This is a genomic window from Sphingomonas bacterium (genome assembly GCF_903643065.1).
Taxonomy (GTDB): domain Bacteria; phylum Pseudomonadota; class Alphaproteobacteria; order Sphingomonadales; family Sphingomonadaceae; genus Sphingomonas.
Genome location: NZ_CAHJWX010000027.1, coordinates 1 through 10,720, shown reverse-complemented (window position 1 = coordinate 10,720; position 10,720 = coordinate 1). Strand labels below are relative to the sequence as shown.

Annotated in this window: 9 protein-coding genes; 2 read left to right on the top strand and 7 right to left on the bottom strand. The window is 70.9% G+C overall.

The features are described 5' to 3' along the window. A partial coding sequence (locus HUU95_RS02080) for a M16 family metallopeptidase (RefSeq protein WP_174278574.1) occupies positions 1-2,235 on the bottom strand: 2,235 nt, incomplete at its 3' end. Positions 2,236-2,425: 190 nt separating this feature from the next. After that, the gene (locus HUU95_RS02075; RefSeq protein ID WP_174278573.1) at positions 2,426-3,769 is read right to left on the bottom strand and encodes a PQQ-dependent sugar dehydrogenase; all 1,344 of its coding nucleotides are present in this window, start codon (positions 3,767-3,769) and stop codon (positions 2,426-2,428) included. A gap of 87 nt (positions 3,770-3,856) precedes the next feature. Between HUU95_RS02075 and HUU95_RS02070 the strand changes: the two genes are divergently transcribed. Continuing rightward, a complete protein-coding gene (locus HUU95_RS02070; RefSeq protein WP_174278577.1) occupies positions 3,857-4,861 on the top strand; it encodes an LLM class flavin-dependent oxidoreductase in 1,005 nt (334 codons plus the stop codon). Here HUU95_RS02070 and HUU95_RS02065 read toward each other — a convergent pair. From HUU95_RS02065 to HUU95_RS02045, 5 genes are all read right to left on the bottom strand, one after another. After that, positions 4,849-5,427, bottom strand: coding sequence for an arylesterase (locus tag HUU95_RS02065; RefSeq protein ID WP_254602565.1), 579 nt, complete (start codon positions 5,425-5,427; stop codon positions 4,849-4,851). The two genes, HUU95_RS02070 and HUU95_RS02065, sit on opposite strands and share 13 nt — an antisense overlap. A gap of 53 nt (positions 5,428-5,480) precedes the next feature. After that, positions 5,481-5,972: a DUF892 family protein gene (locus tag HUU95_RS02060; protein ID WP_174278571.1), complete on the bottom strand. Its 492-nt coding sequence runs from the start codon at positions 5,970-5,972 to the stop codon at positions 5,481-5,483. A 256-nt stretch (positions 5,973-6,228) separates the two neighbouring features. Further along, positions 6,229-7,536, bottom strand: a complete 1,308-nt coding sequence (locus HUU95_RS02055; protein WP_174278576.1) for a sensor histidine kinase — start codon at positions 7,534-7,536, stop codon at positions 6,229-6,231. Between the two features lie 100 nt (positions 7,537-7,636). Next, positions 7,637-8,302, bottom strand: coding sequence for a response regulator transcription factor (locus tag HUU95_RS02050; RefSeq protein ID WP_174278570.1), 666 nt, complete (start codon positions 8,300-8,302; stop codon positions 7,637-7,639). A gap of 69 nt (positions 8,303-8,371) precedes the next feature. After that, complete coding sequence (locus HUU95_RS02045) at positions 8,372-8,635, bottom strand: hypothetical protein (RefSeq protein ID WP_254602564.1); 264 nt, start codon at positions 8,633-8,635, stop codon at positions 8,372-8,374. Positions 8,636-8,836: 201 nt separating this feature from the next. Between HUU95_RS02045 and HUU95_RS02040 the strand changes: the two genes are divergently transcribed. After that, on the top strand, positions 8,837-10,615 hold the full coding sequence (locus tag HUU95_RS02040) for an ABC-F family ATP-binding cassette domain-containing protein (protein ID WP_174278569.1): 1,779 nt from the start codon (positions 8,837-8,839) through the stop codon (positions 10,613-10,615). Positions 10,616-10,720: the final 105 nt, after the last annotated feature.

Here is a 10,720-nt window from a genome sequence, read left to right as displayed (position 1 = left end):
CGGCAGCGCGCCAAAGGTCGCCGCCACCGCCGCGACCGCGTCGTCCGCCTTGACGTCGCCAAAGACCGACACCTCGATCGGCCCGCTCGCCAGCAGTGGCGCCCAGAACGACTTGAACTGCGCCGGCGTCAGCGATTGCACCTGCGCCGGGGTCGGCTGCGCCCAGCGCGCGTCGCCGTCGTGGAGCAATCCCTCTAGGTCGCGCGACAGCACGCCGTCGGGCGACGAGTCATAGCCCGCGAACCCCGCCAGCTTGGCCGCCTTGACCCGCGCCAGCGGCGCCGCGTTCCACGCCGGCGATTGCAGCTTGGCCGCCATCAGCTTCAGCTCGTCGCCCAGATCGGCGGGGGAGGTGAGCGCATTGAACGAGAACGCGTCCTCGGCAATGTCGAAATCCAGCCCGATCACATGGCCGGCGGTGAGCTGGTCCAGATCGCCCTCGTCCAGCTTGCCGACGCCGCTCGGCACCAGCGCCGGCTCGCCCGCCCAGGCGGCGCTGGCCCGGGCCGGCAGCGCGTTGACGCCGCCGCCGAACCGCGCGCGGACATAGACGCGGCCCGTCTCGGACGTGGTCGGGAAGATCAGCAGCCGCACGCCGTTGGCGAAGTCGATCCGCTCCATGTCCAGGTCCGCGACGGGCTCGCGATGCGCGATCGTCCCCGCCGGCCCCAGCGCCGGCAGCGCCGCGAAGCTGACATTGCCCTGCGCGCGACGGACCACCGCCACCTTGCTCACATCCGCCTTGAGCGCGGCGGCGAGCTTGTCGTTGGCCAGATGGTCGGGCGCGGGCGTGTTGACCAGCGCGCGCTGCGCGTCGCCCTGAAACAGCCCCGTCATCGCCGCGAACAGCGTCGCCGGCGTGAACATGCCCTTGTCGTGTGCGTCCTTCAGGATCGCATAGGAGGTCTCGGGCGCGGTGGTCGTCTCGCGGATGTCCAGCGCCTCGACCAGGTCGTCGGCCTGCCGCGCGCCCGCCTCGACCCGCGCGGTATCGACGCCGTTGCGCAGCGACGCCTCGTAATCGGCATATTCACGGTCCACCTCCGCCTGGCTCGGCGGGGACCTGAGCGCGTCGGCGAGGACGGCGCGCACATCGCGCAACGCCGCCTCCCATTTGTCGCCGACCGGCACGATCGTCACCTGCGTGACGTTGGCCGAGCGCACCACGTCGTCCAGCGCCACGCCCGCCTGAAGGAAGCTGCCGCCGGCCCGCGCGCGCTGTTCCAGCCGCCGGCTGATGACGCGCGCGGCCAGGCTGTCGACCATGCGATGCTGGTTGAACGCGACCGTGTCGTTGTTGAAATGCCACGGCCGGATCGTCGCCAGCAAGGTGACGGCGGGCAGGCCCGGCTCCACGAGCGCGCCGGTGACCGGCTTGGTCGGATCGGGCTTGCCGAAATCGGGCTCGACCGGCGCCGGCCCGACGCCGCGCCAGCCGGCGAAGTTCCGGGCGACCGCGTCGCCCAGCACCGCCGGATCGAGATCGCCCGCGATCACCACCGTGGTGCGCTCGGGCCGATACCAGCGATCGTGGAACGCACGCACGGTGTCGGGGGTCGCTTCCAGGAGGTTCTTGACGTGGCCGATCGGCGAGCGGTCCGCGAGCGGCTGGCCGGCGAAGAACACCGCGTTGCGCGCGTCCGAAAAGCGCACCTGCGGCCCCGGCTGCTCGCGCTGTTCGGCCAGCACCACCGGCCGTTCGGCGTTGAGCGTGGTCTCGTTGATCACCGGTCGCGCCATCATCCCGGACAGGATGTGCAGCGTCGAATCGAGCTTCTCCCCCGTGACCGCCGGCAGGTCTAGCTTGTAGGTGGTCGATACCGGCGAGGTCTGCGCGTTGGTATCGACGCCGAAGGTGGCGCCGTAGTTCTGGAAGATGCGCTTGGTCTCACCATCGGGCGCGAAGGCGGAGGCGCGATAGGACAGATGCTCGATGAAATGCGCGAAGCCGCGCTCGCTGTCCGTCTCGTACAGCGAGCCGGTGTCGACGCGCACGCGGATGGACACCTGCCCCGGCGGCACCCCGTTGCGGCGCACCGCATAGCGCACCCCATTGGGCAGCGTGCCGAACTGCCACGCCGGATCGGGCGTGATGTCCGAGCCCTTGTAGAGCCAGGCGGTATGATCGACCGCGACCGGCGCGGCGGGTCTGGGCGCCTGCTGGCCCGACGCCGCGCCGCCGGTGGCGAGGATGAGCACGAACGAGGCGCCGAGCGCGCGAGGGAAGGACAGCATCGCGGGCCTATGTAGGCCCGCAAGGTGAACGGCGCCAGAACCGGGGAGGGAGTAGGGAGCAGGAAGCAGGGAACAGGCCGGAAAGGCATGTCGGTCCCCCTGAACAATTGCAGATGGTGACGACTAAAGGAAAACTGCTCCCTGCTCCCTGCTCCCTGCTCCCTGCTCCCTGCTCCCTGCTCCCTGCTCCCTACCGGCTCGCCACCTGCCTGGCCCACGTCACCCGCCACACCGCATTGCCGACATCGTCGGCGACCAGCAGCGCGCCCGTGCGATCGGCCACCACGCCCACCGGGCGGCCGCGCGCCTTGCCGGCCGGGTCGAGGAAGCCGGTGAGCACATCCACTGGCTTGGCGCCCGGCGTCGGGAAGCCGCTCGCCGCGAAGGGCACGAACACCACCTTGTACCCCGATACCGGCGAGCGGTTCCACGAGCCGTGCTCGCCCACGAACGCCCCGGTCGTCCAGCGCCCGCCCAGCCTGACGCTGTCGGAAAAGGCCAGCCCCAGCGCCGCGACATGCGGCCCCAGCGCATAGTCCGGCCGCTTGCTATATTCCTGCAGCGCCGGGTTCTTGGGCTCGACCCGATCGTCGGGATAGCCGCCCCAATAATACCAGGGCCAGCCGAAATGATCGCCCAGCTCGACCTGCGTCAGGTAATCGGGCGCGAGATCGGAGCCCAGCATGTCGCGTTCGTTGACCACCGTCCACAGCTCGTGCGTCACCGGGTTGACCGCCATCCCGTTGGGATTGCGCAGGCCGCCGCCATAGATGCGATAGGTGCGGGTAGCCGGGTTCACCTCCAGGATGTCAGCGCGGTCGCGCTCCGCCTCGATCCCGTTGTCGGCGATGTTGCTCGACGAGCCGACGCTGACCAGCAGCGACTTGCCGTCGGGCGCGACGATGACGTTGCGCGCCCAATGGTTGCCGCCGCCCGGCAGCTTCACCACTAGCGCCGGCTTGCCGGCGATGCGGGTCTCGCCCGGCGTGAACGGCACGCGCAGCAGCGCGTCGGTGTCGGCGATGTACAGCTGCCCGCCGAGCAGCACCATGCCATAGGGCGAATTGAGCCCGCCGATCAGCACGGTGCGCCGCTCCGCCACGCCGTCCCCGTCCGCGTCGCGCAACAGGGTGATGCGGTTGGGCGAGGGCACCGCCGCGCCGGCCTTGTCCATCAGGCGATGCATCACCCACGCGCTGATCCCGCCGCCCGGGCGCGGCGGCGAGTTCGTCTCCGCGACCAGCACGTCGCCGTTGGGCAGCGTCAGCAGCCAGCGCGGATGGTCCAGCCCGGTCGCGAACGGCTGCACGCGCAGCCCCGCCGCCGCGACCGGCGTCTGCCCCTTGGCCCAGCCGACCACGTCGGCGACCTTCACCGTCGGCAGGATCTGCTCGCGCGGATCGGTGATGCGCGGGTGGCTGCCCTGCACCGCCGTGATGTCGAGCCGCGCGCGGTCGGGCCAGGCGAGATAGACGACGACGCCGATCGCGACCAGGACCAGGATGCCGCCGACGCGCAGGATGTGCTTGAGCATGGGCGCAATCTAGGCCCGCGCGACGTTGTTGCAAAGCGTCCGCAGCCGAACCTTTCGCTGGCGGTGGTGGCTTCCCATTATGAGGCGATGACCCGCTATTCGCTGCTCGATCTCGTCCCGGTCGTCGAAGGCGGCACCGTCGGCCAGGCGCTCGCCGACGCCGCCGATCTCGCGCGGCACGCGGAGGCGCATGGCTATCACCGCTACTGGGCGGCCGAGCACCATGGCATGCGTGGCATCGCCAGCGCGGCGACGGCGGTCGTGCTCGCGCATGTCGGCGCCGCGACCAGCCGCATCCGCATCGGCGCGGGCGGGATCATGCTGCCCAACCACGCGCCGCTGGTGATCGCCGAACAGTTCGGGACGCTGGACGCGCTGTTCCCCGGCCGGGTGGATCTGGGCCTGGGCCGCGCGCCGGGCTCCGACCAGCGGGTCGCCCAGGCCCTGCGCCGCACCCTGCACAGCGATCCGAACGGGTTTCCGCAGGACGTGGCCGAGCTGCAATCCTATTTCGCCGATGACGGCCGGACCGGGATCGTCGCCACGCCCGGCGCGGGCGCGCGGCCGGCGCTGTGGATCCTCGGCTCCAGCCTGTTCGGGGCGCAGGTCGCGGCGCTGTTCGGCCTGCCCTTCGCCTTCGCCAGCCACTTCGCGCCGGACGCGCTCGACCAGGCGCTGGCGGTGTACCGCCGTGAGTTCCGCCCCGGCGCGCTTCAGCGGCCCTATGCGGTGGCGGCGTTCAACGTCTTCGCCGCCGCCACGCGCGAGGAAGCCGAACTGCTCGCCTCGTCGCAGCAGCAGGCGTTCGTGGCGCTGCGCACCGGCAATCCGCGCCAGCTGCCCCCGCCCGTCCCCGGCTATCGCGCCAGCCTGCCCGCGAGCCACGCCGCGATCCTCGACCACACGCTGCGATGCTCGGCGGTGGGCACCCGCGCCGACATCGCGACCGGCCTCGCGGCCTTTATCGCGAGGACGGGGATCGACGAGGCGATGCTGACCGGCTCGATCTTTGACCACGCCGCCCGCAAGCGCAGCATCGCGATCGCGGCGGACGCGATGGCGAGCCTGGAAGCGCCTGCTCAGGCCGCCTGACGCGCGAACGCCGCCAGCGCGGCCTCGACATGCGGCGCGATGCGGTCGGCGACGATGCCGATCGCGCGCGCATTGGGGTGCATGCCGTCCGCCAGCGTCAGCGTCGGATCGCCGACCACGCCATCAAGGAAGAAAGGGTACAGCGCCGCCCCGGCTCGCGCCGCCACCGCCGGGAACACCGCGTTGTAGCTCCACGCGAACGTGCCCAGGAACGGCGGGGCCAGCATCCCCGCCACCAGCGCCGGGATGCCGCACCGCGCCAGCTCGGCCAGGATCGCGTCGAGGTTACGCTCCATCGCCACCGGCGGGACCGCGCGCAACAGATCGTTGGCGCCCAGCTCGACGATCGCCAGGTCGGGCTTGGCGGTCAGCCGCGCCAGCACGCGCGGCAGGCGTGCAAGGCCGCCCGCGCTGGTGTCGCCGGAAACGCCCGCGTTCTGGACGACGGCACCCGGATGCCGATCGCGCAACCGCCGCTCCAGCTGCACGGGAAAGGCCTGTTCGGTGGCAAGGCCGTAACCGGCCGTCAGGCTGTCGCCGAACGCGAGGACATAAGGAGTCGCCACTGCCACCCATGATAGATCGGCGCGGACGCCGCCTATCGCAAGGGTCGGGCCGATCAGCCGCCCTGGTGTTGCAGGAACTGCCGCGTCACCGGCTCGATCAGCTCTTCCACCTCACGCGCCGCCGCCTGCTCCTCCGCGACCGACTGCTCGATCCAGCCGGCGTCGGCACCGTGCCCCGCCGCCGCCGCGATCACCGCCAACGAGCGGTACGCCGCGATCTGCTCAAACTGGAAGGCATAGCCCGCGTAGAGGTCCTTGAGCGTCGCGTCCGGCATCACGCCGTGCACCGCTGCGCCTACCGTGCCCGCCGCCGTCGTCACCGCCTCGCGCAGGCCACCGCCGCCCGCGCCCGCCGCCGCCAGCGCATGCTCCAGCCGCTCCAGCTGCGTCTGCGTGGTCCCGATATGCCGCTCCAGCAGCGCCTGGTAGGCGGGATAGCCGTCCAGGCCCTTCACCTGCGCCTGCATCTGCACCAGGCCCTGGTGCTCGGCGGCATGGGTATTGCGCAGCGACTGCGTGTAGATGGCCTTGACGTCGGTGGTCATGCGCAAGCTCCTGGGATGATTCACCGCGCAGAAGCCCCGGCACGAGTCACGGGTTCCGGCGGCGACCTGTCACTGTCCCGATCGATAACCTGCATGGCCGCGCCGAGCCGGCTACGGCACCGTGGCGGGCGTCGGCGACGGCGTCGGAAAGGACGCGATCCCCGCGCGCGCGCGCCTGGTCACGACGGGTGCCGGCGCGCCCATCGTACCCTGCGGCTGGACAGTCAGCGCGCGGCCGACCCAGGCCGGCTCGATGTCACCCCGCCGCCGGCAGCCGTAGCCGGACGAGCAGCCCGCCCAGGTCCTCGCTCTCGTCCAGCCCCACCGTGCCGCCGTAGATCTCCGCCACGTCGCGCACGATCGCCAGCCCCAGCCCGGTGCCGGGCTTGCCCGTGTCGAGCCGCGCGCCGCGATCGAAGATGCGCCCCCGCTCTTCCTCCGGAATGCCGGAGCCGTCGTCCTCGACAAGAATCTCGACGAAGGAGTCGGCGGCCGCGACGGTGACGAACACGCTGCCACCGCCATATTTGGCGGCGTTCTCGACGAGGTTGCCCAGCATCTCGTCCAAATCCTGCCGCTCGACATGGACCTCAAGGTCGCGCGGACCCGACGCGTCGATGCGGACGTGGCGGTACAGCACGGCCACCGCGCGCTCCACCGACTCGAGCGACGGCCAGACCGCCGCGCGACTGTGCGCGGAGCCGCGCCGCCCCACCGCGCGCGCGCGGGCAAGATGGTGGTCCACCTGGCGGCGCATCGTTCGCGCCTCGCGGCAGACGGTGTCGGCGAGATCGTCAGCCTTCGCGGTGGCAGCGTTCATGAGCACGGTCAGCGGCGTCTTGAGCGCGTGCGCGAGGTTGCCGGCGTGACGCCGCGCCTCCTCCGCCTGGCGCTCGTTATGCGCGAGCAGCGCGTTCAGCTCCTCCACCATCGGGCGCACCTCGATCGGCATCGGTGCGGTGACGCGCGTGGTCCGGCCGCTGCGCATCCGCGCGATCTCCTCGCGCACGCGCCGCAGCGGGCGCAGGCCGTACACGGTCTGCAAGGCCGCGAGCACGATCAGCCCCAGCGCGAGCAGCGCGAACGAGCGCACCAGCGTCTGGCGCAGCGCGGAGGTCTGCGCGTCCAGCTCGTCACGGCTTTCGGCCACCTGGAACCGCCACACCGTCGCCGCGCCCGGCAGCACGATATCGCGCTCGACGACGCGCAACTCCTCCTCGGAAAATTGCCTTGAGTTGTACGAGACGACCGCGCGCTCGAAGCCGCGCGAGCCGTGTGCCAGCCGTCGATCCCATAGCGAGCGGGACGGAAACGCCTCGCGTCCCGGCGCGGACACCTGCCAGTACAGGCCCGAACCCGGCTCCAGGAAACGCTGATCGCTCGCCGGCCGATTGAAGGTCACATCGCCGTTGCTGTCCAGCTCGGCCGAGGTGACCAGCGCGGTCAGGACATAGTCCAGCTGGTCGTCGAAGCTGGTGGTGATCGCGGTCGCCAGGACGCGATCCAGCGCCCAGCCACCGCCCACCAGCAACGGCGCGATCCACAGCGCCGCGATCAGGATCATCCGCCGCGCGAGACTGCCGGTGGTGGCGGTCGCCGCGGGGATGGTGACGGGCGGGTTCACCCGGTCCTCCCCCGCCAGCGAGGGAGGATCATGCCTTCGCTCACCCCGCCGGGTCCTCCAGCGAATAACCCAGCCCCCGGATCGTGGTGATCACGTCCTGGCCCAGCTTCTTGCGGATTCGCGTCACGAATACCTCGATCGTGTTGGAGTCACGGTCGAAATCCTGGTCGTAGATATGCTCGATCAGCTCGGTGCGGCTGACCACCTTACCCTTGTGGTGGAGCAGGTAGGACAGCAACTTATATTCCTGCGCGGTCAGCTTCACCGCCTCGCCCGCGCGCGTCACCTTGCCCGAGCGCGTGTCGAGGCGGATGTCGCCCGCGGTCAGCTCGCTCGACGCGTTGCCCGAGGCGCGGCGGATCAGCGCGCGCAGCCGGGCGATCAGCTCCTCCGTCTGGAACGGCTTGGCGACATAATCGTCCGCGCCCGCGTCCAGCCCCGCCACCTTGTCCGACCAGCTGTCGCGCGCGGTCAGCACCAGCACCGGCATCGTCCGGCCTTCCTTGCGCCAGCGATCGAGCACCGTCAGCCCGTCGACCTCCGGCAGGCCCAGATCGAGCACCACCGCGTCATAGCTCTCGGTCTGGCCCAGATAATGACCGTCCTCGCCGTCGGTGGCGAGGTCGATCGCATAGCCCGCCGCCTCCAGCGTGTTCTTAAGTTGCTGGCCGAGGTTCGGCTCGTCCTCCACGATCAACACGCGCATCGGCTTCTCCCGGGGGCTGGTGACGGGCGCTATCGCGGCGTGCGGCGGGTGACGCAAGGGCGGCGGCGCTCAGCCGCGCGTCCGGCCCAGCACCTGGCCGGAATGGCCGTCCACCGCGACCCAGATCACGGTGCCGTTGCGCAGGAACTTGAGCGTGTAGACGCCGCTGCCACCATCGAAGTCGAACCCGATATACTCCGCATCGCGCATCGTCGGCACCACGCGGTTCTCGATCTCGCGCAGCGGCAGCAGGTGTCCGTCGCGCCGCTGCTCGAACGCGCGGTACTGGTCGTCCCGATGCTGATCCGCCGACACCGCCGGAGCCAGGATCAACAGAAGGGGGACAAGGGCAATCACATTGCCGGCGATAGGGCGGGAGCGTTGAACAGGTTGTGAACCGGCCGCTTGCTCCATCGCGCCAGCATCGACGCGACTGCCCGCTACGCCGCGCGTCGCCTGATCGGACCTGACGGACGCGAGCCAGCGTGCCGTCACGCCTCGATTTCGCCGCGCTGAACCGATACGGCGCTCCGCATGCCCGCCCCCATCCTTGCGTATGAAGATTTTGGCCTGATCCAGGGCGCCGGCTGGCTATTCCGCCACCTTGATCTTCACCTGGGCCCGCGCGACCGGCTGGCGCTGATCGGCCGCAACGGCGCGGGCAAGTCGACGCTGCTGCGCCTGATCGCGGACCGGATCGACGCCGACGAAGGCCGCCGCACGATCGTGCCGGGCACGCGCGTCGTGCTGCTGGAACAGGATCCCGACCTCGCCGGCCACGCCACGCTGGGCGATTACGTCCTGGCGGGCGACGACGCCCCCGCGCCGCATGAGGCGGACGCGATCGCCGGCCAGCTCGGCATCGACCTGTCGCGCGAGGCGGCGACCGCGTCCGGGGGCGAGCGCCGCCGCGCCGCCATCGTCCGCGCGCTGGCGCAGGACCCCGACGTGCTGCTGCTCGACGAGCCGACCAACCATCTCGACATCGTCGCGATCGAATGGCTGGAAGGCTGGCTGGACCGCTTCCGTGGCGCCTTCGTCGTGATCAGCCACGATCGCGCCTTCCTGACCCGCCTCACCCGCCAGACGTTGTGGCTCGATCGCGGCGCGCTGCGGCGGGCGGAGGTGGGCTTTGGCGGCTTCGAGGCCTGGACCGAGCAGGTCTATGCGGAGGAACAGCGCAATGCCGAGCGGCTCGACGCCAAGCTCAAGCTGGAGGAACACTGGCTCCAGCGCGGCGTCACCGGCCGGCGCCGCCGCAACCAGGGCCGCCTCGCCAAGCTGAAGGACATGCGCGCCGAACGCGCCGCGATGATGGGGCCGCAGGGCGCGGCCAACCTGGCGATCGGCTCCGACGATGTCCGCACGCGCACGGTGATCGACGCCAAGGGGGTGAGCAAGGCCTATGGCGGCCGCGCGATCATCAAAGACCTGAACCTGCGCGTCACGCGCGGCGACCGGATCGGCGTGGTCGGCGCGAACGGCGCGGGCAAGACGACGCTGCTAAAGCTGCTCACCGGCGAGATCGCGCCCGACACCGGGGAGGTCAGGCTCGCCAAGACGCTGGACGGCGTGGTCATCGACCAGCAGCGCAAGCTGATGGCGCCCGAGCGCACGGTGCGCGACGTGCTCGCCGATGGCGGCGACTGGATCGAGGTGCTGGGCGTCAAGAAGCACATCCACGGCTATCTCAAGGAGTTCCTGTTCGATCCCAACCTGACCGAGGCGCGGGTCGGCACGCTGTCGGGCGGCGAGCGCTCGCGCCTGCTGCTCGCGCGCGAGTTCGCCCGCGCCTCCAACCTGCTGGTGCTCGACGAGCCGACCAACGATCTCGACCTGGAAACGCTCGACCTGCTGCAGGAGGTGATCGCCGACTATGACGGCACGGTGCTGATCGTCAGCCACGACCGTGACTTCCTCGATCGCACGGTGACGGTGACGCTGGGCCTGGACGGATCGGGCAAGGTGGACGTGGTCGCGGGCGGCTATGCCGATTGGGAGCGCAAGCGGGCGCCGGCGCGCGCCGCCGCGACACCCAGGGCCACGTCCCGGCCGTCGGCGCCGGCGCCGGCCGCGTCCCGCCGGCTGACCTACAAGGACCAGCGCGACTATGACCAGCTGCCCGCCCGCATCGAGGCGCTCGACGCCGCCATCGCCCGCGACGAGGCGGCGCTGGCCGATCCCGACCTCTATGCCCGCGATCCGGGCGCGTTCGCGCGGCTGACCGCCGCGATCGACCGCGCGCGGACCGACAAGGACACCGCCGAGGAACGCTGGCTGCTGCTCGCCGAGCAGGCGGAGGCGCTGGGCTGATCGCCCTGTCCTACACACGCGCGACTCTCTAGAGTCTGAGTCATCTGGGCTGAATCGGTTTGGGATTCCCCTGGTCGAAGAAGTCTGATTCAAGCTGCTGGCCGG

What these genes read in the sequence shown, in the direction of transcription:
- HUU95_RS02060 (WP_174278571.1), bottom strand. Translation starts at nt 5,972, where the DNA reads ATGACCACCGACGTCAAGGCCATCTACACGCAGTCGCTGCGCAATACC.
- HUU95_RS02050 (WP_174278570.1), bottom strand. Translation starts at nt 8,302, where the DNA reads ATGCGCGTGTTGATCGTGGAGGACGAGCCGAACCTCGGCCAGCAACTT.
- HUU95_RS02040 (WP_174278569.1), top strand. Translation starts at nt 8,837, where the DNA reads ATGCCCGCCCCCATCCTTGCGTATGAAGATTTTGGCCTGATCCAGGGC.
- HUU95_RS02075 (WP_174278573.1), bottom strand. Translation starts at nt 3,769, where the DNA reads ATGCTCAAGCACATCCTGCGCGTCGGCGGCATCCTGGTCCTGGTCGCG.
- HUU95_RS02070 (WP_174278577.1), top strand. Translation starts at nt 3,857, where the DNA reads ATGACCCGCTATTCGCTGCTCGATCTCGTCCCGGTCGTCGAAGGCGGC.
- HUU95_RS02055 (WP_174278576.1), bottom strand. Translation starts at nt 7,536, where the DNA reads ATGATCCTGATCGCGGCGCTGTGGATCGCGCCGTTGCTGGTGGGCGGT.